This is a genomic window from Streptomyces sp. NPDC048290 (assembly GCF_040652095.1).
Taxonomy (GTDB): Bacteria; Actinomycetota; Actinomycetes; order Streptomycetales; family Streptomycetaceae; genus Streptomyces.
In genome coordinates this window covers 497,006-519,196 of record NZ_JBEZLM010000002.1, presented here as the reverse complement: position 1 = coordinate 519,196, position 22,191 = coordinate 497,006, and the positions used below count along the sequence as shown (strand labels likewise).

General features: G+C 72.7%; 19 protein-coding genes. 3 read left to right on the top strand and 16 right to left on the bottom strand.

What is annotated here, in order from left to right:
• Nucleotides 1–6: 6 nt before the first annotated feature.
• From AB0D49_RS04435 to AB0D49_RS04405, 7 genes are all read right to left on the bottom strand, one after another.
• Nucleotides 7–951, bottom strand: a complete 945-nt coding sequence (locus tag AB0D49_RS04435) for a type II secretion system F family protein (RefSeq protein ID WP_362750782.1) — start codon at nucleotides 949–951, stop codon at nucleotides 7–9.
• A gap of 18 nt (nucleotides 952–969) precedes the next feature.
• Nucleotides 970–2,307, bottom strand: a complete 1,338-nt coding sequence (locus tag AB0D49_RS04430) for a CpaF family protein (protein WP_362750476.1) — start codon at nucleotides 2,305–2,307, stop codon at nucleotides 970–972.
• Between the two features lie 109 nt (nucleotides 2,308–2,416).
• Nucleotides 2,417–2,743, bottom strand: a complete 327-nt coding sequence (locus AB0D49_RS04425) for a TadE/TadG family type IV pilus assembly protein (RefSeq protein ID WP_362750779.1) — start codon at nucleotides 2,741–2,743, stop codon at nucleotides 2,417–2,419.
• Between the two features lie 166 nt (nucleotides 2,744–2,909).
• Entirely contained in the window at nucleotides 2,910–3,239 is a 330-nt protein-coding gene (locus AB0D49_RS04420; protein WP_362750776.1) for a pilus assembly protein, read from the bottom strand.
• Nucleotides 3,240–3,313: 74 nt separating this feature from the next.
• Entirely contained in the window at nucleotides 3,314–4,642 is a 1,329-nt protein-coding gene (locus tag AB0D49_RS04415) for an AAA family ATPase (RefSeq protein WP_362750473.1), read from the bottom strand.
• Nucleotides 4,643–4,673: 31 nt separating this feature from the next.
• Complete coding sequence (gene cpaB, locus AB0D49_RS04410) at nucleotides 4,674–5,381, bottom strand: Flp pilus assembly protein CpaB (protein WP_362750471.1); 708 nt, start codon at nucleotides 5,379–5,381, stop codon at nucleotides 4,674–4,676.
• A 53-nt stretch (nucleotides 5,382–5,434) separates the two neighbouring features.
• Nucleotides 5,435–6,352, bottom strand: a complete 918-nt coding sequence (locus AB0D49_RS04405; protein ID WP_362750468.1) for a hypothetical protein — start codon at nucleotides 6,350–6,352, stop codon at nucleotides 5,435–5,437.
• A 456-nt stretch (nucleotides 6,353–6,808) separates the two neighbouring features.
• On the opposite strand from AB0D49_RS04405, the gene AB0D49_RS04400 reads away from it, so the two are divergent.
• Nucleotides 6,809–8,467, top strand: coding sequence for a glycoside hydrolase family 18 protein (locus AB0D49_RS04400; protein ID WP_362750773.1), 1,659 nt, complete (start codon nucleotides 6,809–6,811; stop codon nucleotides 8,465–8,467).
• A gap of 122 nt (nucleotides 8,468–8,589) precedes the next feature.
• Here AB0D49_RS04400 and AB0D49_RS04395 read toward each other — a convergent pair whose 3' ends face one another.
• The 4 genes from AB0D49_RS04395 to AB0D49_RS04380 all read right to left on the bottom strand — a co-directional run bounded on the left by AB0D49_RS04395 (nucleotide 8,590) and on the right by AB0D49_RS04380 (nucleotide 14,391).
• Complete coding sequence (locus AB0D49_RS04395) at nucleotides 8,590–9,921, bottom strand: Nramp family divalent metal transporter (RefSeq protein WP_362750465.1); 1,332 nt, start codon at nucleotides 9,919–9,921, stop codon at nucleotides 8,590–8,592.
• A gap of 180 nt (nucleotides 9,922–10,101) precedes the next feature.
• Nucleotides 10,102–10,593, bottom strand: coding sequence for an ATP-binding protein (locus AB0D49_RS04390; RefSeq protein ID WP_362750462.1), 492 nt, complete (start codon nucleotides 10,591–10,593; stop codon nucleotides 10,102–10,104).
• Between the two features lie 86 nt (nucleotides 10,594–10,679).
• Nucleotides 10,680–11,615, bottom strand: a complete 936-nt coding sequence (locus tag AB0D49_RS04385; protein WP_362750459.1) for an MEDS domain-containing protein — start codon at nucleotides 11,613–11,615, stop codon at nucleotides 10,680–10,682.
• 376 nt (nucleotides 11,616–11,991) lie between these two features.
• A complete protein-coding gene (locus AB0D49_RS04380; protein ID WP_362750456.1) occupies nucleotides 11,992–14,391 on the bottom strand; it encodes a LuxR C-terminal-related transcriptional regulator in 2,400 nt (799 codons plus the stop codon).
• 361 nt (nucleotides 14,392–14,752) lie between these two features.
• On the opposite strand from AB0D49_RS04380, the gene AB0D49_RS04375 reads away from it, so the two are divergent.
• Nucleotides 14,753–16,102, top strand: coding sequence for a M14 family metallopeptidase (locus AB0D49_RS04375; protein ID WP_362750454.1), 1,350 nt, complete (start codon nucleotides 14,753–14,755; stop codon nucleotides 16,100–16,102).
• A 30-nt stretch (nucleotides 16,103–16,132) separates the two neighbouring features.
• On the opposite strand, the gene AB0D49_RS04370 is transcribed toward AB0D49_RS04375, so the two are convergent.
• From AB0D49_RS04370 to AB0D49_RS04350, 5 genes are all read right to left on the bottom strand, one after another.
• Nucleotides 16,133–16,720 (bottom strand): hypothetical protein, encoded by a 588-nt coding sequence (locus AB0D49_RS04370; protein ID WP_362750451.1) that lies wholly within the window; start codon nucleotides 16,718–16,720, stop codon nucleotides 16,133–16,135.
• Between the two features lie 91 nt (nucleotides 16,721–16,811).
• Complete coding sequence (locus AB0D49_RS04365; RefSeq protein ID WP_362750448.1) at nucleotides 16,812–18,302, bottom strand: gluconate:H+ symporter; 1,491 nt, start codon at nucleotides 18,300–18,302, stop codon at nucleotides 16,812–16,814.
• Between the two features lie 124 nt (nucleotides 18,303–18,426).
• A complete protein-coding gene (locus AB0D49_RS04360) occupies nucleotides 18,427–18,837 on the bottom strand; it encodes a RidA family protein (protein WP_362750445.1) in 411 nt (136 codons plus the stop codon).
• An 89-nt stretch (nucleotides 18,838–18,926) separates the two neighbouring features.
• On the bottom strand, nucleotides 18,927–19,676 hold the full coding sequence (locus AB0D49_RS04355; RefSeq protein WP_362750442.1) for an IclR family transcriptional regulator: 750 nt from the start codon (nucleotides 19,674–19,676) through the stop codon (nucleotides 18,927–18,929).
• The gene (locus AB0D49_RS04350) at nucleotides 19,673–20,740 is read right to left on the bottom strand and encodes a sugar kinase (protein WP_362750439.1); all 1,068 of its coding nucleotides are present in this window, start codon (nucleotides 20,738–20,740) and stop codon (nucleotides 19,673–19,675) included. Before AB0D49_RS04350 ends, AB0D49_RS04355 begins: the two co-directional genes overlap by 4 nt.
• 131 nt (nucleotides 20,741–20,871) lie before the next feature.
• Between AB0D49_RS04350 and AB0D49_RS04345 the strand changes: the two genes are divergently transcribed.
• On the top strand, nucleotides 20,872–22,188 hold the full coding sequence (locus AB0D49_RS04345; protein ID WP_362750436.1) for an amino acid deaminase: 1,317 nt from the start codon (nucleotides 20,872–20,874) through the stop codon (nucleotides 22,186–22,188).
• Nucleotides 22,189–22,191 lie beyond the last annotated feature (3 nt).

Genomic DNA, 22,191 nt, shown 5'->3' with positions numbered 1-22,191 from the left:
GCTCCTCTACACGTCGATCCGGGACAGGCGGCGGATCAGGACGAAGCCCACCACGTACAGGCCGAAGGCGATGAGGACGGCGGCCTGGCCGAACGGGGAGCCGGTCATCCGGTCGAGGGCGCCGTCCTTGACCCCGTTCATCAGGAAGAGCGCGCCGACGCCCATCGCGGGGACGGCGTACGAGGTCATGCTGACCTGGGAGAGCTGGGTGCGGATCTCGCGGCGGGTCTCCTTGCGCTCCTCCAGGGTCTCGGTGAGGTTGCGCAGGGCGCCGACGACCTGGCCGCCGGCCCGGTTGGCGAGGACCAGGGTGGTGACCAGGACGACGAGTTCGCGGGACGGCAGCCGGTGGGCCATCTCGTCGAGGGCGTCGTCCAGGGAGGCGCCGAGGGCGAGCTGGTCGGCGACCTTGGCGAGTTCCTCGCCCGCCGGGGCCTCCAGCTCCTCCGCGGCCATGCCGATCGCGGTGCGCAGGGCGAGCCCGGCGTTGGTGGCGTTGGCGAGTATGCGGGCGAGTTCGGGGAGCTGGTTGATGAACTTCTCGATGCGTTTCTGGCGCTGCCAGTTGAGGAACTGGACCGCCGCCGCGATACCGAGGAGACCGGCGATCGGGCCGAAGAAGGGCGCGAGCGCGGCATGGCCGACCAGCCAGAGCCCGGCGACCGCGACCAGCAGGGCGGCGGTGAACTCGCCGGGTGTCACATCCAGGCCGGTGGCGGCGAGGCGCAGCTCCAGGCGGCGGCCGAGGGCGGTGCGGCGCAGCCTGCGGTCCAGGTCGCGGAAGTGCCGGCGGCGACCGGTGACCGGGGCCTGCCCGGTGGCGGTGAGCCGCTCCACCAGGGCCCGGCGCTGGGCGCGTCCGGCGGCGTACGCCTGGACGCCGAGGACGGCGAGCAGCAGGGTCAGCAGGGTGGCGCCGATCGTGAGGGTGGTGAGGTTCTCTAGGTTCATGGTCATGGCGGGCGGGTCCTACCTGGCTTCTCGGGTGGCGAGCATGTCCTCGGTGAGGGCGACACCGAACGCCTGCGGGATCGGCTGGCTCGCCATGTAGAGGCGGTCGGCGGCGCGGCGCGGCAGCGGGAAGTACCGGAAGACGCCGTGGATCCGGCCGTCGGCGGCCATCGGGCGGGCGTCGAAGCGGGCCACGGTCACCAGCCGGTACGGCTCCCCGCCGTGGCTGTCGAGGAGGGCGATCTCGGTGATCCGCCGGGTGCCGTCGGCGAACCGGGTGAGCTGCACGATGACATCGACGGCGCTGTTGATCTGGTCGTGCAGGGCGACGAAGGGGATCTCGACGTCGGACATGGAGGCGAGGGTCTGGAGCCGCATCAGGGCGTCCTCGCCGCTGTTGGCGTGGACGGTGGCCAGGGAGCCGTCGTGGCCGGTGGACATGGCCTGGAGCATGTCGAGGGACTCGCCGCCGCGGACCTCGCCGACCACGATCCGGTCGGGCCGCATCCGCAGCGAGTTGCGGACCAGGTCGCGGATGGTGACATGGCCCTTGCCCTCGACGTTCGGCGGGCGGGATTCGAGCCGGATGACATGGGCCTGCTGGAGCTGGAGTTCGGCGGAGTCCTCGATGGTGATGATGCGCTCGCCGCCGGGGATGAGGCCGGACAGGGCGTTGAGCAGGGTGGTCTTGCCGGTGCCGGTGGCGCCGGAGACGATCACATTGAACTTGGCCTGCACCAGCCCCGCGAGCAGGTACAGCATGTGCTCGTCGAGCGAGCCGAAGCCGATCAGCTCCTGGAGGGTGAAGGAGCGCGGGAAGCGGCGGATGGTGAGGGTGGGGCCGGTCAGGGACAGCGGCGGGATGATGACGTTGACGCGCTCGCCGGACGGCAGCCGGGCGTCCACCATCGGGTTGGACTCGTCCACCCGTCGGTTGACGGTGGACACGATCCGCTCGATGGTCTGCATCAGCTGGTCGGCGGAGGCGAACCGGATGGGCAGTTGCTCGACCCGGCCGCCGCGCTCCACGAAGATCGCGTCGGGGCCGTTGACCATGATCTCGGTGATGGAGGCGTCTTCGAGGAGGGGTTCGAGGATGCCGAGGCCGAGGGCCTCGTCGACGACCCGGCGGATCAGCTGGGACCGTTCGGCGGTCGACAGCACCGGGCCCTCGCGGCTGATGATGTGGCCGAGCACCCGCTCCAGCCGGGCCCGCCGGTCGGCGGCGGCGAGCGAGCCCATCTCGGCGAGGTCGATCTCCTCCAGGAGTTTGGCCCGGTAGGAGGCGACCAGATGGCCGTCCTCGCCTCGGCTGCCCTGCTCCTCGGGGGCGTTGATGCGTGCCCGCAGACTCATGGCCGGGCCTCCTCTCAGTCGCTTGGTCAGTCGGTGTGTCGGTCGCTTGGTCGGTCGCTTGGTGAGTCGCTGGTGAATCGCTGTGTCAGTCGGTGTGTCAGTCGGTGTGTCAGTCGCTGGGTGAGTCGCTGTGGTCGATCGGCATGACGGCGGTCCGGGTGGCGGGGCCGAAGTCCCAGCCGGGGACCAGGGAGGGGATGTCGACGGTGGCGGTGACCTCGACCTCGTCGCCGAGCCGCGACGCGGAGCAGCTGGCGGAGAGCCAGTCGCTGACGGCGTTGGCGCAGCCCGTCTGGGCGCCCAGGTCGAGCGAGGCGGCGCGGGCCCCGGCGCGGGCCGCCGTACCGGCCTGCTGCCCGGCGTAGGCGATCAGGCCGAGCTGGATCGCGCCGAGGGCGACGAGCAGCAGGATCGGCACGAAGCCGAGGTACTCGATGGCGACCTGGCCGCGATCCCGGCACCGGGGGCGTGCCGCGGGGGGCGCGGGGCGGGGGTCGTGCGGGGCGACCGCGCCGCCCGTCTCGCCCCCGGCGTGCGGGGCGACCGCACCGCCCCTCGCGCCCTTCCCGTCCCCGGCGTCCCTCTCACGCATGTACGGCATCTCAGTCCGTCTCCTCCTCCACCGCGCCCGCGTGTCCGGTCACCGTGAACGGGAAGGCGACCGAGCCCGGGAAGAGCACCGGGACGTCGAGGGTGACCGTGGCGGTCACGAACCCGCCCGATGTGCCGCAGTCCACGCTCGCGCCCCCCTCCCAGGCCCCCGGCAGCTTGTCGGTGCCCGCCTGCTCGCACGCCCCCTGCCGGGCCCCCGGCGAGGCCGCCGTCCCGGCTCGTACGGCCTCGTCGGCAGCGTTCCCCGCGAGTGTGAAGGTGTACCCCAGCAGGACGAACTGCCACAGCAGCACGAGTGTGATCACGATGAGCGGGGTCATGCCGAGGAACTCGACGGTGACCTGGCCCCGGTCGCCGCGGACGCGGGCGATACCGCCGGGCCGCCGCCGCCCGCTCACCGCCCGAGTTCCTTGCGCCGCCGGAACGTCAGGGCCGCGCGGTCGCCGCCCCCGGCCGCCGCTTCGGCCGGGCGGGGCCCCTCGGCGGCGCGGGCCCGGTCGCGGGCGCGGGACCGGCCGCCGCGCCGGTGACCGGTGGGTCCGCCGTCGGAGCCGCGCACCAGGCCGAGTTCACCGGCGAGCGTCCACAGGGCCTGCTTGACGGTGCTCTTGGCGTCGAGTTCGTGCAGCCGTCCGGCGTCCACCACCGCCTGGAGCTCCTTGAAGTGGGCGGGGACGACGGTCCGGGCGACGGAGGTGCCGGTGATCCGCTGGACGAGGGCGGGCTGGATCTCCGTACCGCGGGTGTGGCGGTTGACGACGACGGTGGTCTCCTCCGCCTTGCGGATCTGGAGCCGTTCCCAGAGCCGGACCAGGCGTTTGGCGCCCCGGACGGCGACCACGTCGGGGGTGGTGACCAGGAGCGCGAGGTCGGCCATCTCCACGGCCGCCGCCCCGGCGCCGCTCATCTGGGAGCCGCAGTCGAGGACGACGGTCTCGTAGCGGGCGCGCAGCGCGCTGACGATCTGGCGGGCGGCGCGGTCGGTGACCTCCTCGCCGCGTTCGCCGTCGCCGGGGGCGAGCAGCAGCGCCACCCCGGTGTCATGGCGGAAGACCGCGTCGGCCAGCACCCGGGCCGAGATGTCGGTGATGGTGGCGAGGTCGGCCACCGAGCGGCGGAACTGGACATCGAGGTAGGCGGCGACATCGCCGGTCTGGAGGTCCATGTCGACCACGCAGGTGGAGCGGCCGGACGCCTGGGAGGCGAGGGCGAGGTGCACGGCGGTCAGTGTGGTGCCGACGCCGCCCTTGGCGCCGGAGACGGTGACGACGGTGCCGCCGACGCCGGGCAGGACGTCGGCGCCGCCGTGCCCGAGATGGCGGCGCACACCGGTGGACCACTGGGCGACGGCCTGGACGCGGGCGGCGAGTTCCTCGTAGCCGAGCGGCAGGGTGACCAGGCCGCGGGCGCCGGAGTCCATGGCGGCGGCGAAGAGGCCGGGTCCGGCGTCGGAGGTGATCAGGATGACGCCGACGGCGGGGAAGCGCAGGGCGACCTCGCGGATCAGCTCCAGGGCGGGGACCGGGCCGATCCGTTCATGGACGACGACCACCTCGGGGAGTTCGTCCACGGACTCCGCGGCGAGCCGGGCGAGGGTGTCGATCAGCTGGGTGGAGTCGAGGACCGGGCCCACGGGTTCGGCGTCCGGGAGCTGGCTGAGGAGTGTGGTGAGCGAGCGGACGGCGTCCGCGTCGGCCACCGCCGGAAGGATTCTGGTGGGCATGGGGCGGCCTCTCCCTGGTCCCTGCTCGTCGTCACTGGTCGTCGGCGAGTTCGTAGGTGCGGTCCTGTTCGGGCACCGTGCCGTCGCCGCCGGGGGCGACGAGGGCGAGCCGGACCCGCTCGGCGAACGACTCGGCGTAGGTGATGCGCTGGGCGTCGATCGCGGACAGCGCGAAGGTGATCGGCACGGCCTCGGTGGCCGTGCTGGAGCGGTCGTTCGCGTCGGGGTCCAGCGGGGTCAGCTCGCCGACGTCCAGCACCCGGGCGCCCGAGACGATCACCCGGGACTGGTCGGGGTCGCTCTCGCGGGCGCCCTCGAAGGTGGCGTAGACATTGACGGTGGCGCCGGGGGTGATCTTCCCGGCGACCCCGGTGGCCGCGTCGATCATGATGGCGACCTCCTGCTCGCCCGCCTTCAGCGCGGGCTGGTCGACGATCATGTCGCTCTGGAGCAGGGAGCCCTTCTTCAGGGTGGTGACGGCGATCTTGTCGCGGATGTCGGCGAGATCGGTGACGGCGGTCGGCGACAGCCAGCGTTCGGGCATCCGGACGGCGCTGAACTGGCCCGCGCCGAGCGGGGTGTAGGGCGCGATGTCCGACTTCAGCTCGTACGCGGTGACCTCGGGGCCGACCTTGGACTTCACATCGTCGACGACGGAGAGCACACCGGCGAAGGCACCGAGGGCGCACAGGATGGACAGGAGCAGGAGTATCACGCCGCGGCGCTGACGGGAGTTCATGAACCGTGCGTCCTCGTTGGGGGTGGCGGAGTGGAGGCGGGCGGTGGTGCGGGTCAGAGGGTGAGGGCCCGCCGGGCGCGGGCGGCGCTCTCGGTGAGACGGGCGGGGCGGGCGTCGGTGGTGCGGTGCGCGGCGGTCGGGTCGCCGTCCCCGGTATCGGGCGGGGTGGCGCGGCAGAACACGCACAGGTCGCCGATGACGTCGAGGCCGCACCAGTGGCAGACGGTCTGGCGGACGGAGGTGACGAGCTGGTACAGCACGGACAGGTCGCCCAGGTAGGCGCAGAACTCGACCAGTTTCCCGGTGCCCCACCAGCGGGCGGAGTCCGCGGGCAGCGGGACCTCGCGCAGCCCCTGGACCTGCCAGGCGGGGGCGAGGGTGCCGGTGACCCAGTCGGAGTTCAGCTGGCCCTTGGCGACGGTCATCCGGGTGGCGAACTCGGGTCCGGCGAGGGCGGCACCGGGTCCGATCCGCACGAGCTGGGGCTGGGGGTGGGCGAGGACGGCGAACTGGCTGCCGGGCATCCAGGACTTGGCGTGCGCCTTGAGGGTGACGGGGACCCGGTCGAGCCGGGCGACGGAGCCGAGCAGGGCACCGGCGTGGATGTAGTGGGTGAGCAGCCGGCCCGCGGAGGCGAGCACACCGGGGCTGAGGTCGCAGGAGGCGAGCTGGCGCAGCTGCCGGGCGAGGACGGCGGCGCCGAGCGGGGGCAGGTCGGGGCGGAACAGGGCGATGCGGTCGCTCTCCAGGAGCGAGCGGATGGTGTGGAGCCGCCGGTACACGCCCTCGGGGGCGGCGCCCGAGCAGACCACGACGAGGTGACCGTGCTGGTCGAGCAGGATCTGGATCTCGGCGAGGGTCTGGTCCAGCGGGCGCCGGTCGAGGTCGGGCAGCACGGCCGCGGGCAGGGTCCGCTCGTCCTGCGCCGGCAGCGCGAGGTCCGCGCCGGTCACGGCGATGGCAGTGGGCACGCGCAGCTCCCCGGTTCCGGCGGCCGGTGCAGGGGCGTCACTCCGGTGCACCGAGACGACTTCGTTGCGTGACTACGTCAGCACTGTATCTGCGCCTCCATGGCCGGAGAACAGCGTTTCGGTGGCTGTGCGACAACTGACAGCGAACAAGTGCCGTCAAATCAGGGCAGGTTAGGCGCGCTCCGTTTCTGTGAACACGGTGTCGGCTTTGGTCCAGACCTTGACAACACAATTGGTCTGGACCACCTTTGTCGCAGCGGCGGCCACCGTTCCTCTTCCTCCCCTTCCTCACCTCCCCCCGCAGTTCTTCCTCCCCTTCCCCGCACCACCTCGCGCACCTCCCTTCGTGCTCCTGCTCTCCCCCCTCCTCGTCCCGACTCCCCCTCGGAGGCCCGAGTGGACCTCGTACGGAACAGACGGCACAGCGGCACCACCAGACGCGGGCTCGGTGCCCGGATCTGGGCGGGCGCCACCGTCGCCGCCCTCGCTCTCTCCCTGTCCACGGCCGTGGAAGCGTCCGCGGCGGACATCAACAACGCCCGCAACGCGGGCTTCGAGTCCGGACTCGCCAACTGGACCTGCTCCGCGAACAGCGGCAGCAACACGACCACACCGGTGCGCACCGGCACCTCGGCGCTGCGCGCGGCCCCCTCCGGCCAGGACAACGCCCGCTGTTCCCAGACGGTCGCCGTCCAGCCCAACTCGACGTACACGCTGAGCGCCTGGGTGCAGGGCAGCTTCGCCTATCTCGGCGCGACCGGCACCGGCACCACCGATGTGTCGACCTGGACCCCCGACTCGGCGGCCTGGAAGCAGCTGACCACCACCTTCACCACCGGCGCCGCCACCCGCTCGGTGACCGTCTACACCCATGGCTGGTACGGCCAGCAGCCGTACTTCGTGGACGATCTGTCGGTGTTCGGCCCGGACGGCGGCGGCGGTACGGACCCGGAGCCGACCATCCCCACGGCCCCGACCGGTGTCGCGGTGTCCGGCACCACCCCCACCTCGGTCTCGCTGTCCTGGAGCCCGGTCTCCGGCGCGACCGGCTACGCGATCTACCGGAACGGCACCCGGATCACCGCGGTCACCGGCACCTCGGCGACCGTCACCGGGCTCACCGCGAACACCACGTACTCCTTCCAGGTGACGGCGACCAACGCGGCCGGTGAGTCACCCCGTTCGACGACGGTCAACGCGACCACCCCGACCGACGGCGGCACCGGCACGGTCCCCAAGCACGCGGTGACCGGCTACTGGCAGAACTTCAACAACAGCGCCACGGTCCAGAAGATCTCCGACGTCCCCGCCGCCTACGACATCATCGCGGTGGCCTTCGCCGACGCGACCGCCACACCCGGCGCGGTCACCTTCAACCTGGACACCGCGGGCCTCGGCGGCTACACCGTCGCCCAGTTCAAGGCGGACATCGCCGCGAAGAAGGCGTCCGGCAAGAAGGTCATCATCTCCATCGGCGGCGAACTGGGCACGGTCCAGGTCAACAGCGCCGCCTCGGCGACCAACTTCGCCAACTCGGTCTACGCGCTGATGCAGGAGTACGGCTTCGACGGCGTCGACATCGACCTGGAGAACGGCCTCAACGCCACCTACATGACACAGGCGCTGCGCGCCCTGTCCGCCAAGGCGGGCCCGTCGATGGTGCTGACGATGGCGCCGCAGACCATCGACATGCAGTCCCCCTCGAACTCCTACTTCCAGACGGCCCTGAACGTGAAGGACATCCTCACGGTCGTCAACATGCAGTACTACAACAGCGGCACCATGCTGGGCTGCGACGGCGGGGTCTACGCCCAGGGCACCATCAACTTCCTCACCGCCCTGGCCTGCATCCAGCTGGAGAACGGGCTCGCCCCGTCCCAGGTCGGCCTCGGTCTGCCCGCCTCCACCCGGGCGGCCGGCGGCGGCTATGTCGCCCCGTCCGTGGTCAACGCCGCCCTGGACTGCCTGACCAAGGGCACCAGCTGCGGCACCTTCAAGCCGCCGCGGACCTACCCCGACCTGCGCGGCGCGATGACCTGGTCGACCAACTGGGACGCCACGTCGGGCAACGCCTGGTCGAACGTGGTCGGCCCGCACGTGGACGCGCTGCCGTAGCGCTCGCCTAGCACTTCCCCAGCTCACTCGGCCGCTCAGGACGACGCCCGGGACCTCCACGAAGGAGTCCCGGGCGTCATCCGTTCCGGCGGCGGCGCCGGATCAGAAGAACGCAGAACAACTCAGAAGAACTCAGACCACGGCTGGTCCCAGACCTGCTTGACGCAGAGCACCAGGAAGAGCAGGCCCGCCACCGCCAGCATGGTGTTGCTGACCGGCCCGTTGCGCCACTGCCGGGGCGTGCGGGAGGAGTTGAGCAGCCACAGCAGGGTCCCGGCGAGGAACGGCAGGAAGGCCGCGCCCAGCACGCCGTACAGGATGACCAGGCGGAAGGGCTGGTCCATGAAGAGCAGGACCATCGGCGGGAAGGTCAGCCAGAGCAGATACGCCCGGAACGGCCAGGAGCGCTCCCGGGTGCCGGAGGCGACCTCCTCGCCGGTGAGGTCCTTGGACGTGTCGCGGAAGCGGGCCACGAAGTCGGCGAACATCAGGCTCACCCCGTGCCAGACGCCGATCAGGGAGGTGAAGGACGTGGCGAAGAAGCCGATCAGGAAGAACTTCGCGGTGGCGGAGCCGTACTCGGCGGCCAGGATGTCACCGAGCTGGACCAGGCCCTTGTCACCGCTCTCGATGGCCACGTTCGCCGAGTGCAGCAGCTCCGCGCCGACGAACAGCATCGCCACCACGAAGACACCGGTCGTCGCGTACGCCACCCGGTTGTCCAGCCGCATCACCTTCATCCAGCCGGTGCTGGTCCAGCCCTTGGCGTTGACCCAGTAGCCGTAGGCGGCCAGCGTGATGGTGCCGCCCACCCCGCCGATCAGGCCGAGGGTGTTGAGGACGGAGTCCGGCTCGTCGGGCAGCACCGGCAGCAGCCCGGCGAAGGCGTCACCGAGGTTCGGGGTGACCCGGACCGCCAGATACACCGTGACCACGAACATGACGCCGACCAGCACCGTCATGACCTTCTCGAACACCGCGTACTTGTTGAACCAGACGAAGACCAGACCCACCAGTCCGCACGCGATGCCCCACCACTTCAGGTCCATCACATCCGGGAACAGCGCCTGGAGCGGCAGGGCGCTGGACGACATCGCCGCCGCCCCGTAGACGAAGCCCCACACCACCGCGTAGACCGCGAAGAAGTACAGGGTCCAGCGGCCGAGGCCGGCCCAGCCGTCGAACAGGGTGCGGCCGGTGGAGAGATGCCAGCGGCCCGCCGCCTCCGCCAGGGCGATCTTCACCAGACAGCCGAGGACCGCCGCCCACAGCAGGGTGTACCCGAAGTTGCTGCCCGCGATCAGCGTCGCGACCAGGTCACCGGCGCCGACGCCGGTCGCCGCGACCACGATCCCGGGGCCGATGTGACGCCAGGTCGACGTGCGGGGTCCGGGGCCGGTGTCCGGCTGGTCCGGCGTCGTGGTGCCAGGGGTGTCGCCTGTGATGTCGGCCATGAGGGTCAAGTAAGCGCACGGTACGGGGACCGGCAAGAGGGTGCGCGGCGATCTTCACCCGATGTCCGCACCCCTGGCCGCGGCCAGGGCGGTTCCGGTGTACGCATCCGCGAATCGGCCCGGCTCGTGGGCCCCGGCCGCTGGGCGGGCCGCCGGGGCCCCCGCTGGGGGTCGCGCGTCCTACGGCTGTCGCCGACCGCAGCCGTCGCACGCGCAGGTGCCGAGCTCGAACCAGACGGTCTTGCCCGGCCCCTCCTGGCGGCAGCCCCAGCGCCGGGCGAGCGCCGCCACCAGGAACATTCCGCGTCCGTTCTCCGCGCCGGACGCCTGCACCACCCGCGGGGGCCGCGGGCCGGTGTCGTCCACCTCGCAGCGCAGGGTGCCGTGCGCGGCGGACAGGGTGAGGGTGAAGCGGCCGGCGGAGTGCAGCAGCGCGTTCGTGGTCACCTCGCTGACCAGGAGTTCCGCCGTGTCCACCAGGTCCTCGGGGGCGTCCTGTTCGGTGAGCCCCCACTCCTCCAGCTGCCTGCGGACGGTCGCACGGGCCTCCCGGACCGCGGTGGGACGGGGGTCGTACGTGACTCTCAGATGGCCGGCCCGCAGCGGTGGCTGGGGGAACGCGCCGTCCGAAGAGGCGGGGCCCGGGGGGCGGTCCCCGGAGAGCTGGAGCATGTCCCCCAGACTGCCCCGGCGGGGCCGGGCCGGGCACGGGGAGGACTACCCCATTCCCTACCTGCGCCCCCGTCCCGTCCGTCACCTCAGCGCCCGTACTGCACCCGTACGGTCATCACGGGGGTGCCGTCCGGGTCGGTGGTGTCCCGGACGTCGACGTACGCGCAGGTCTGACGGGTGAACCAGAGGCCCTGGCCCGGCTCGGGGGCCGGTGGTCCCGGCGGGGGCACGAAACCGGCGAGCGGGTCGCCGAGGCGGCCGGTGGCGCGCAGTTCGGCGACACAGGCCGGTGCGGTGCCCCACACCCGCAGCCGGGCGCGCCTCGCGCCGCCGAGCAGTCCGGCCGCCTCCCGCACGGCCGCCGCGAACAGCCGGGCGTCCGGCGCCGCCAGGCCCCGGTCGGCCGCGGCGTCGGCGAGGGCGTCGAGGGTCGTGTCCCGGGCGTCCGGCGGCGGCGCGGGCAGCGGGACGAGGTCCAGCGCGGCGGTCAGCCGGTACGGGTGCTCGTAGGCGTCGGTGTCGGGGTGGGCGCGGCGGGCCTGGGCGATCACCTCCGGGGGCGCGATCCGGGTGTCGTAGCCGCACAGGACGGTGGTGGACAGGGCGGCGAAGAGCAGGTTGGCCAGGGATTCACAGCGCATCCACTCGGTGCGTTCGCGCGGTGAACTCCCGGCCCGGCCGGACCAGTCGGGCTCCATGAGGAGGTGGGCCCGGCCGCCCGCGCCCGCGTGCCGGGCCAGATGTCCGGCGCTCCGCGCGACGGCGTTGGCGGCCGAGCCGGTGTACCAGTCGGTGTGGTCGATCAGGGCGACCCGGTCGCCGAGGGCGTCGGCGAGCAGGGCGAGCCGGGCGGGGGTGGTGATGGCGGTCGGGGCGGGTTCGCCGGGGGCCCGCAGGCCCTCGGTGAGGAACGGCACGGCTGCCGCCAGGAACTCCTCGTCCGTGCCGAACACGGCCATCCGGTGGTCGAAGAGACCGGGCGGGGCGCTGGTGGCGGCGGCGGCCGGGCTGTGCGGGTTCATGGGACTTCCCGGGGTCGGACGGGCGGGACGGGACGGGACGGGGCGGGGAAGGGGACGGGGATATGGGGATGGGGCGCGGGGTCGTGCGGGCCCCGTGGGACGGGGGACGGGCACGGGGATCGGGCGCGAGGTCGTGCGGGCCCGGAGGGACGGGGGGACAGGGACGGGGGGACAGGGACGGGGATCGGGCGACGGGTCGCGCAGGCCCAGAGGGACGGGGGGGGACGGGCACGGGGATCGGGCGCGAGGTCGTGCGGGCCCGGAGGGACGGGGGGACAGGGACGGGGATCGGGCGCGAGGTCGCGCAGGCCCGGGGGGACAGGGGGGACGGAGACGGGGATCGGGCGCCGGGTCGGGCGGGCCCGGTGGGGGCGGGTCACTGGCGGGCCGTCACCCAGGCGGCGATCTGGCTGCGGCTGGTGAAGCCGAGCTTGTTGAGGATGCGTTCGACATGGCCCTCGGCGGTGCGGCGGGCGATGACCAGGCGGTCGGCGATCTGCTGGTTGGCCAGGCCCTCGGCGACCAGCAGGGCGACCTCGTTCTCGCGCCGGGTGAGCGGTGCCGGGGCGGGGGTGGTGGCCGGGGCGGGGACGGGGGCGGCGCGCCGCTCGTCCAGGGCGTGGCCGACGATCTCCTCCAGGCCGAGCGAGCCGCCGAGGTCGTACGCCTTCTGGAAGAGGGCGGGGCCGAGGGCGGCGCGGGAGCGGGACTCGGCGTCGGCGCGGGCCGTGGTGAGGGCGTCGGAGCCCCAGCGGTCGCGGTCGACGCCCGCCCAGATCCGGTCGGCGCCGCCGAGCAGGACGGCGGCCCGGTCGGGGGCGCCGCGCAGGACGGTGATCCGGGCCAGCAGATCGAGGGTGAGGCCGATGCCGAGGACGTCGTGGACGGCCCGTTTGAGGCGCAGTGCCTCGCGGGCGTGGCGTTCGGCGCGGGGCAGGTCGTCCTTGACGACATGGGCGAGGGCCAGCACCCGCAGGACGTAGGAGAGGACCCAGACCTCGCCGTGGCGCTCGCACAGTCCGCGGGTCTCCTCGCCGACCGCGATGGCCTGGTCGGCGTCGCCGAGGAGAGTCAGCGCGCAGCCGAGTTCGACCCGGTCGAGGCAGACCAGGGCGAGGTGCTGGCCGGGGACGGGGCCGCGGGCGACGCTGGCCCGGAAGTGGGCGAGGGCGGCGGGCAGGTCGTCGCCGATCAGGACGACGACGCCCATGACGTACTCGGCGTGCGCGGCCTCGGCCCGGTCGCCGAGGCGCAGGGCGAGGGCGCGGGCCTCTTCCGCCCGGCGCCGTCCCCGGGTGAGGTCCTGGGGGCTGCCCGCGAGAAGTGCGGAGGTCCACAGGGCGCGGGCGCGTTCGCGGGTGGGTTCGGGGCTGGCCTCCAGGGCGCGGTCGAGCCAGTGGCGGCCTTCGCGGGGGGCGCCGCAGGCGTGCCAGTAGAACCAGAGGGTGCCGGCCAGCCGGAGTCCGGCGAGGGCCTCGCCGGGGGCGGTGAGGGCGAAGTCGAGGGCGGCCCGCAGATTGTCCTGGTCGGCGCGGAGCCGGACGACGATCTGCCGTTGCGCGGGGCCGAACCAGGCCCGTTCGCACTCCTCGGCCCGGCGCTGGGTCCAGGCCAGTTGGCGCAGGCGGGCGGCCCGTTCCTCGCCGGGCCGGGAGCGGAGCTTGGTCAGTCCGTAGTGGCGCAGGGTGTCGAGGAGGCGGTAGCGGACGGGGGCGGCGGGACAGGGGGCGTCCTCGTGGGGGGCCGGGTCGGCTGCGGGGCCGGTCCCCTCGGGTGGGGCGGGGTCCGGTTCGCCGGGCGGGGGTTCCCGGCACAGGACCGACTTGTCGAGCAGTCCGGCGACGGCCTCCAGGACGTCGTAGGAGCGCACGAGTTCACCGTCGGCGCAGATCGCCTCGGCGGTCTCCAGGTCGAAGCTGCCCGCGAGGACGGAGGCGCGGGCCCAGACGAGCTGTTCGCGCTGGGTGCACAGTTCGTGGCTCCAGTCGATGGCGGCGCCCAGGGTCTGGTGGCGGGGCAGCACGCCGGGGCTGCCGTTGGCGAGCAGCCGGTAGCGGTCGTCGAGGCGGGCGATGAGCTGTTCGACGCCGAGGACGCGCATCCGGACGGCGGCGAGTTCGATGGCGAGCGGGAGTCCGTCGAGGCGGCGGCAGAGCCGGGCCACGGCGGCGCGGTTGGCGGCGGTGAGCCGGAAGCCGGGGACGACGGCGGCGGCCCGGTCGGCGAACAGGGTGAGGGCGGGGCCGGGGTGGGCGGTGAGGTCGTCGTCGGGGCCGGGGACGGGCAGCGGGCGGACCTCTAGGAGGTGTTCCTCGGTCAGGCCCAGGCGGTGGCGGCTGGTGGCGAGGACCCGGATGCCGGTGGTGCCGTGCAGCAGGGCGGCGGCGAGTTCGGCGCAGGCGGCGGCGAGGTGCTCGCAGTTGTCGAGGACCAGCAGCAGCCGGCGGTCGCGGACCTGTTCGACCAGGGCGTCCAGGGCGGGCCGGGCGGAGTGGTCGTGCAGGCCGAGCGCGTCGGCGGCGGCGAGCGGGACGAGGTCGGGGTGGTCCAGCCCGGCGAGGTGGACGAAGCGCACCCCGTCGGGGAACGCGCGCTCCACCCGGGCCGCGATCCGGGCCGCCAGCCGGGTCTTGCCGACCCCGCCCGGTCCGGTCAGGGTGACCAGCCGGGCCTGCGCGAGCAGTTCACGGCCTTCGGTCTGCTCACCGCGCCGGTCGACGAAGCTGGTCGTCTCGACCGGCAGCCGGCCGTCCCGCCGTGCCGCTGATCCGCCCATGATCAGCCTGTCCTGTGAGGGTGGGGTGCGGGAGCCGGGGTACGGGGCTCCCCTCCGGGGACTGCCACTCTCCCCCCTCCCTCACATATATGCACGCCAAGGTCACGCCGGTGAGTGCACTTCGCCGCTTGCCGCGTGGAAGCCCTCCCACAGCGCGTACACTGCGCCGTTTCCCGTGGATGATCACCGGCGGGCGGTGCGCGGCGGACGTCGTACACAGGCCACTCTCAGACTCACTCTTGACCTGCGCATGCCATGCCCGGACCATGAGCGCCACCCGTATGTCGCACGGACGAACCACCCCCCGCTCCACACCCCCACGTCCGGAGACCCCGGACTCCTGGAGAAACGAGGAGACTTCATGCGACTTCGCCTCCGCGGCCCCGCGACGGGCAGACGCGGCGCGGCACTCGCCGCCCTGCTCGCCCTCGCGCTCGCCGCTCCGATCTCGGCCACCACCGGCTCCGCCAGCGCGGACAGCGCGAGCAAGCCGACGGCCTCGGCCGACGACATCCGCCAGTACGAGGTGCACATGCGCTCCACCCCGGCGGACCGCACCGCGCTCCAGCGGGCCGGGGTCAGCGTCGACTCGGCCGACGACCACGGCGTCGTGGTGTCCGGCCGCGCCGACCAGATCAAGAAGCTGCGCGCGCTCGGCTACGAGATCACCGCGCTCGGCGCCGCCCCCGACCGCTCCGCGGGCGACGGCGACGTACGGCTGATGGACTTCCCGTCCGCCGACGCGCAGTACCACAACTACGCGGAGATGACGGCGGAGATCAACTCCGTCGTCGCCGCCAACCCGTCGCTCGTCAGCCAGCGGGTGATCGGCACCTCCTACCAGGGCCGCAATATCGTCGCCATCAAGATCAGCGACAACGTGGCCAGCGACGAGGCCGAGCCCGAGGTGCTGTTCACCCACCACCAGCACGCCCGTGAGCACCTCACCGTCGAGATGGCGCTGTATCTGCTGAAGGAGCTGACCGGCGACTACGCCACCGACTCCCGGGTGAAGAACCTGGTCGACAGCCGGGAGATCTGGATCATCCCGGACATGAACCCGGACGGCGGCGAGTACGACATCGCCACCGGCTCCTACCGGTCCTGGCGCAAGAACCGGCAGCCCAACACCGGTTCGACCAATGTCGGCACCGACCTCAACCGCAACTGGGCGTACCGCTTCGGCTGCTGCGGCGGCTCCTCCGGCACCACGTCCTCGGAGACCTACCGCGGGCCGTCCGCCGAGTCGGCGCCCGAGGTGAAGGTGGTCGCGAACTTCGTCCGCGGCCGGGTGGTCGGCGGCAAGCAGCAGATCACCGCGGCGATCGACTTCCACACCTACAGCGAACTGGTGCTGTGGCCGTTCGGGTACACCTACTCCGACACCGCGACCGGGATGACCGCGGACGACCGGAACGCGTTCGCCGCGGTGGGGCAGAAGATGGCCGCCAGCAACGGGTACACACCGGAGCAGTCCAGCGATCTGTACATCACCGACGGGTCGATCGACGACTGGCTGTGGGGCAACCAGAAGATCTTCGGGTACACGTTCGAGATGTATCCGCGGTCGGCGAGCGGGGGTGGGTTCTACCCGCCCGACGAGGTGATCGGGCGGGAGACCGCACGGAACCGGGACGCCGTTCTCCAACTGCTGGAGAACGCGGACTGTATGTACCGGTCCATCGGGAAGGAAGCCCAGTACTGCGCCTGACGGGCGCCCCTGGAGGTCCCTAGGGGGCCCTTAGGGGGTGTCGTCGGCCTTCGCTGACGCGTCCTCCGTGTCCCCCGTGTCCGCCGTGTCCTCGGTGCCCTCTTCGAAGTACGCGTCCAGGACCGCGTCCAGTCGCTCCTCCCACTTCTTGTGGTCGGCGCGGGACGCGGCCTCGATCTCGATGGGGTACCAGCGGCGCTCCGGGGTGTGCACGGTCACGGTGAACCGCTTGCCGAACCGGGGCGCCGCGGTCTCGACCGCGCCGATCTCGTCCCAGCCGAACTCGCACTTCTCCTCGTCGAGGCTGAGACGGACGCCCCGGGCGTCGGCGACGATCCGGGCCCGGCGGTCGGCGGCCTCGAACACGGGGCCGTCGGCCGCCTCCGGCTCCGGCTCCTCCGCTGGCTCCGCCTCCTCGGCGGAGCCGTCCGGCTCCTCCGGTCCGGGGGCCGCGTCCTCGGCCGGGGCGTCGGCGGAGGGGACGGCGGGCTTCGCCGTCTCCTCCTCCACCGCGTCCTCCGGCTCCGCCGGCGCGGGCTGTGTGAGCCCGGGGATGTGCGCCGGGTTGACCCCGGCGTCCAGGGGCTGACTGCTCGTACCTCTGCGCTGCTGCTCCACAGCCCCGCAGTATGGTCGACAAACCTGTGTCAGAGACAGTCGGCCCCTACTTCGTTATGGCGACGATGCCCAATACCCGGGCCCGGTCGCGCTAGACAAAGAGGCTGAGGACCGCCGCCGCGACGAAACCGGCCACCGACAGCACCGATTCCAGGACGGTCCAGGTCTTCAGGGTGTCCCGCTCGCTGATGCCGAAGTACTTGGCGACGATCCAGAAGCCGCCGTCGTTGACATGCGAGGCGAAGATCGAACCGGCTGAGATCGCCATGATGACCAGGGCGATGAACGCCTGCGAGTGGTCGCCCTCGGCGAGCAGCGGGGCCACGATCCCGGCCGTGGTGACGATCGCCACCGTCGCCGAGCCCTGTGCGACCCGCAGCACCAGCGAGATGAGGTAGGACAGCACGATCACCGGGAGGCCGACGTCGTTGAAGGTGTCGGAGAGCGCCTGGGCGACCCCGCTGGCCTTCAGGACCGCGCCGAAGACCCCGCCCGCGCCGACCACCAGCAGAATGTTGCCGACCGGCTTCAGGGACGAGGTGGAGACGGTCTCCAGGGACTTGCGGGACCAGCCGCGCCGGATACCGAGGACGTAGTACGCCATCAGCAGGGCGATCGTCAGGGCGACGAAGGGGTGGCCGAAGAACTCGATCACCGAGCGGAGGGTGGAGGGGTCGAGCGCGATGGAGGAGAAGGTCGCGGCGAGGATCAGGATCAGCGGAGTGCCGATGATGGCGAGGACGGTGCCGAGCGAGACGGGGTCCTCGCGGGGCTCGACGCCCGCGGCGCGCTGTTCGGCGCGGACCGCCTCCTTGGCCTCGTCGGCGGCCTCGACCATGTCCTGCGGGACCGGCACGAAGATCTTCCGGCCGATCCAGGCGGAGTAGGCCCAGGCGGCGAGCACGGCCGGGATGCCGCAGATCACGCCCATCAGGATCACCCAGCCGAGGTCCACCTTCAGCAGGCCCGCGGCGGCCACCGGGCCGGGGTGCGGGGGCAGGAAGGCATGGGTCATCGACAGGCCCGCGAGCAGCGGGAGACAGTACAGCAGGATCGATTTGCCGGAGCGCTTGGCGGCGGCGTAGACGATCGGCGCGAGGACGAAGATGCCGACGTCGAAGAAGACCGGGATACCGAAGATCAGACCGGTCATGCCCATCGCGAGCGGGGCGCGCTTCTCGCCGAACAGGCCGAGCAGCCGGGAGGCCAGCACCTGGGCGCCGCCGCTGACTTCGAGGATCGCGCCGAGCATGGTGCCCAGACCGATGATGATGGCGACATGGCCGAGGATGCCGCCCATGCCGGACTCGATGGTGGAGACGGCGGCGGAGCGCTGGACGGTGCCGAAGAGTTCGGTGACCGAGAGACCGGCCATCAGACCGACCACGATGGAGACCGCGAGCAGCGCCACGAACGGCTGGAGCCGGGTCTTGATGATCAGGAAGAGCAGCAGGGCGATACCGAGGGCGGCGACGGTCAGGAGTCCGGCCGTGCCGTCGATGAGCAGCAGCAGTCCGCCCGTGTGGGGCGGTGCCTCGGCGGCCGGCGCCGAGGCGGCGAGCGGCAGGGATATGTGGGACATGCGGGTGTCCTTAGGGCGTTCATATGGTGCTTCGGGGCAGGGGGGAGCGCGGCACGGCGTCGTGGGGACGCCGTGCCGTGACCGGTGTGCGGTGGGTAGTGCGGTGCGCGCGGGCGTGCTCGGGTCAGCCGAGGACGGCCAGCGCGTCGATCTCGATGAGCAGTCCGGCGGGCAGTCCGACATAGACGGTGGTGCGCGCGGCGGGCGGGGCGGTGAGGCCCTGCTCCTCGAAGTAGGCGTTGTAGATCGCGTTCATCTCGGCGAAGTGGTCCACGTCGGTGAGGTAGACGCGGATCATCATCACGTCGTCCCAGCTCGCGCCGCCCTCCTCCAGGATCGCCTTGACGTTGGCGAAGGTCTGGAGGGTCTGCTCGCGCAGGGTGGGACCGGCCGGGGTCGGGGCCTGGCCCTCGACGGCCGGGAGGAAGCCGACCTGTCCGGCGACCTGGAGGAGGTTGCCCTTCTTCACCCCGTGCGAGAACTTCGCGGGCGGGGCGGTGTGGGTGCTGGGGGTGAGGGCGGTCTTCTCGGTCATGCGGGGTCCTTTGCTGGTCGTGCGGCTGGTCGTGCGGCTGGTCGCGCGGCTGGTTGTTCAGCCGGTCGTTCAGCCGGTCGTACGGGGGATCAGGCGGGGGTTCTGCCGGAGTACTCGCCGCTGATGGCGTCGGCGGTGCGGCGCACCAGCGGGAGCAGGGTGAGGAGTTCGTCGGCGGTGACGACGACATTGGGCGCGGACACCGACATCGCGGCGACGACCCGGCCGTCGGCGCCGCGGATGGGGGCGCCGACGCAGTTGATGGACTCCTCGTGGCCGCCGAGGTCGGTGGCCCAGCCCTGTTCGCGCACCTTGGCCAGCTCCTTGAGGAAGGCGTCGGCGTTCGGGGTCGAACGGGCTGTGAACATGGGGTAGTCGAGCTTCTCCGCGAGGGCGCGGCGCTCGTGCTCGGGGAGGTCGGCGAGCAGCAGTTTGGCGACGGCGGCGACGGTGATCGCGACCGGTTTGCCGATCCGGGAGTACATCCGCACCGGGTAACGGCTCTCCACCTTGTCGATGTAGAGGACCTCGCCGTCCTCGTGCACGGCGAGATGGACGGTGTGGCCGCAGCTCTCGTTGAGCCGGACGAGATGGGGGTGGGCGATCTCCCGGATGTCCAGGTTCTCCATGGCTTCCTGGGCGAGCGCGAAGAGCCGGGCGCCGAGCCGGTAGCGCTGGTCGGCCTGGCGGTAGACGAAGCCGTGGTCGTGCAGGGTGCGCAGGAGGCGCAGCGCGGTGGACTTGTGGACGCCGAGCCGCTCGGCGACCCGGCCGAGGTCGGCGGGGCCCTCGGCGAGCAGCGGCAGGATGCTCAGCGCACGGTCGACGGTCTGGCTCATGGGGTGCGTACCTCCTCGTCGGCCCGTTCGTCGGCGTGGGTCCAGCCGGGGCCGAGTCGCAGTGTCCCCCACGCCTCGTCGCCGAGGGCGGCAAGGCGGTCGGCGCGGGCACGGGAGGGGGGTGTGGCGAGGTCGCCGGGGACGGTGAGGGCGGCGGCGGCCATCAGATGCCCGTGCCGCAGCCGGTCCCGTACGGACAGACCGCGCAGGGTGGCGGAGAGGAACCCGGCGGCGAAGGCGTCCCCGGCGCCGGTGGCGGCGACGACGTCGACCCGGGGCGCGGGCACACGGACGGGAGGTGTGGCGGTGGAGCCGAGGTAGGCGGTGGCTCCGGCGCCGCCGTCCTTGACGACCAGTACGCCGGGTTCGGGGAGCAGGGCGCGGATGTGGTCGGGGCCGCCGGTCGCGCCCCAGGCGGCCTCCGCCTCGTCCAGGCCGACGAAGACGATGTCGGCGCGGCGGGCCAGTTCCAGCAGCGTCGCGGGGCCTTCGGTGCCGCGCTGGAGCGCGGGGCGGTGGTTGACGTCGAAGGAGATCAGCGGGCGCCCGGGGGCGGGGGTGAGCAGGGCGCGCAGCAGGTCCCGGCAGTCGGCGGAGAGCGCGGCGGTGATGCCGGACAGATGCAGCACCCGGCCGGACCGTACGGCGGCCAGGTCGACGGTGCTGGTGGACATCGCGGAGGCGGCCGAGCCCGCCCGGTAGTACGCCACCTCATGGGCGTCGGTGGCGCGGTCGCCCGCGGTGCGGAAGTAGATGCCGGTGGGGCGGGCCGGGTCCCGGCGGACCGCGCGGGTGTCGACGCCGTACCCGGCGATGGCCGCGACCAGGTGGTCGCCGAACGGGTCGGCGCCGACCCGGCTGACCCAGCGGGTGGTGTGCCCGGCGGCGGCCAGGACGCAGGCGAGATTGGACTCGGCGCCGCCGATGCCCCGGTCGAAGGAGGGGACGTCGGCGAGGCGGCCCGGTGTGGAGGGCAGGAACGTGACCATGGACTCGCCGAGCGCTACGACGTCCACGACGGCGGGGTGGTCCACGACGTCGGGGGTGGCTCCGGTGACCGTCACGATGCTGTGGCTCCCTCGGGCGTGGCGAGGCGGCTCCGTTGACCCCGCGTTGGCCGAGATGTTAGACAGCAGTAAGCGACATACGCAATGGACGTTGCACACAATGCAACGTACCGGATCAGGGAGGCTCCATGGCCCACGCCCACGACAGCGACGTCCCGGGCACCCGGCAGGCCGGTACCGCCGGTCCCGCCGCACTGGCCGGTCTCGCCGGGGAGCGCGTCGACCATCGCTTCAAGGGCCTTCCCCCGGACGCCGACGGTCTCACCGTCGCGGAACTCGCCGCCCAGCGCCGCAATCTGTTCACCGGCGGCTTCACCACCCCCGTCCTCGCGCTGTCCGCCGAGCGCCTTGAGCACAATCTCGCGCTGATGGAGACGTACACGGCCCGGCACGGGCTGGCGTTCGCGCCGCACGGCAAGACCTCCATGGCGCCGCAGCTCTTCCAGCGCCAGCTCGACCGGGGCGCCTGGGGCATCACGCTGGCCCAGCCCCACCAGGTGCGGGTGGCACGGGCGTTCGGCGTCGGGCGGATCTTCCTCGCCAACGAGCTGGTGGACGCCGCCGCGCTGCGCTGGATCGCCGCCGAGCAGGACACCGACCCGTCCTTCCGCTTCCTGTGCTACGTCGACTCGGTGCGCGGCGTCGAGCTGATGGACGCCGCTCTCCAGGGCGCCGCCCGGCCGCTGGAGGTGGTCGTGGAGCTGGCCGCCGGTGACGGAGCCCGGACCGGCGCCCGGGGCGAGGCCGCCTGCGCCGCCGTCGCCGACGCGGTGGCCGCGACCACCACGCTGCGGCTGGCCGGGGTAGCCGGGTACGAGGGCGAGGTGCCGGAGGCGGACCCGGAGCGGGTGCGGGCGTATCTGCGCCGGCTGGTGGCGCTGACGGCGGAGTTCGACACGGCGGGCCGGTTCGCCGGGCTCCCGGAGATCACCCTGAGCGCGGGCGGCAGCGCCTGGTTCGACGCGGTCGCCGACGCCTTCGCCGAGGTCCCGGAGCTGTCCGCGCCGGTCCTGAAGCTGCTGCGCTCGGGCGCGTACGTCTCCCACGACGACGGCCACTACCGCGAGCTGACCCCCTTCAACCGGGTCCCGGAGGAAGGCGCGCTGGAGCCCGCGTTCCGGCTGTGGGCACAGGTCGTCTCCCGCCCCTCCGCAGGGCAGGCGTTCGTGAACGCGGGCAAGCGGGACGCGGCCTACGACCTGCATCTGCCGTTCGCCCAGGTGGTCCGGCGCGACGGCCGGGAGGTCCCGGCGACCGGCATCGAGGTGACCGGCCTGTCCGACCAGCACGGCTGGCTGGCCACCGCCCCGGACGCCGATCTGGAGGTCGGGGACTGGCTCGGCCTCGGCCTGTCCCACCCGTGCACCTCGTTCGACAAGTGGCAGCTCATCCCGGTCGCGGAGGCGGACGGCACGGTCGTCGACTACATCCGTACGTTCTTCTAGGAG

What these genes read in the sequence shown, in the direction of transcription:
- AB0D49_RS04430 (WP_362750476.1), bottom strand. Translation starts at nt 2,307, where the DNA reads ATGAGTCTGCGGGCACGCATCAACGCCCCCGAGGAGCAGGGCAGCCGA.
- AB0D49_RS04395 (WP_362750465.1), bottom strand. Translation starts at nt 9,921, where the DNA reads ATGGCCGACATCACAGGCGACACCCCTGGCACCACGACGCCGGACCAG.
- AB0D49_RS04355 (WP_362750442.1), bottom strand. Translation starts at nt 19,676, where the DNA reads ATGAGCCAGACCGTCGACCGTGCGCTGAGCATCCTGCCGCTGCTCGCC.
- AB0D49_RS04345 (WP_362750436.1), top strand. Translation starts at nt 20,872, where the DNA reads ATGGCCCACGCCCACGACAGCGACGTCCCGGGCACCCGGCAGGCCGGT.
- AB0D49_RS04390 (WP_362750462.1), bottom strand. Translation starts at nt 10,593, where the DNA reads ATGCTCCAGCTCTCCGGGGACCGCCCCCCGGGCCCCGCCTCTTCGGAC.
- AB0D49_RS04360 (WP_362750445.1), bottom strand. Translation starts at nt 18,837, where the DNA reads ATGACCGAGAAGACCGCCCTCACCCCCAGCACCCACACCGCCCCGCCC.
- AB0D49_RS04365 (WP_362750448.1), bottom strand. Translation starts at nt 18,302, where the DNA reads ATGTCCCACATATCCCTGCCGCTCGCCGCCTCGGCGCCGGCCGCCGAG.
- AB0D49_RS04375 (WP_362750454.1), top strand. Translation starts at nt 14,753, where the DNA reads ATGCGACTTCGCCTCCGCGGCCCCGCGACGGGCAGACGCGGCGCGGCA.
- AB0D49_RS04385 (WP_362750459.1), bottom strand. Translation starts at nt 11,615, where the DNA reads ATGAACCCGCACAGCCCGGCCGCCGCCGCCACCAGCGCCCCGCCCGGT.
- AB0D49_RS04380 (WP_362750456.1), bottom strand. Translation starts at nt 14,391, where the DNA reads ATGGGCGGATCAGCGGCACGGCGGGACGGCCGGCTGCCGGTCGAGACG.
- AB0D49_RS04415 (WP_362750473.1), bottom strand. Translation starts at nt 4,642, where the DNA reads ATGCCCACCAGAATCCTTCCGGCGGTGGCCGACGCGGACGCCGTCCGC.
- cpaB (WP_362750471.1), bottom strand. Translation starts at nt 5,381, where the DNA reads ATGAACTCCCGTCAGCGCCGCGGCGTGATACTCCTGCTCCTGTCCATC.
- AB0D49_RS04420 (WP_362750776.1), bottom strand. Translation starts at nt 3,239, where the DNA reads ATGACCCCGCTCATCGTGATCACACTCGTGCTGCTGTGGCAGTTCGTC.
- AB0D49_RS04435 (WP_362750782.1), bottom strand. Translation starts at nt 951, where the DNA reads ATGAACCTAGAGAACCTCACCACCCTCACGATCGGCGCCACCCTGCTG.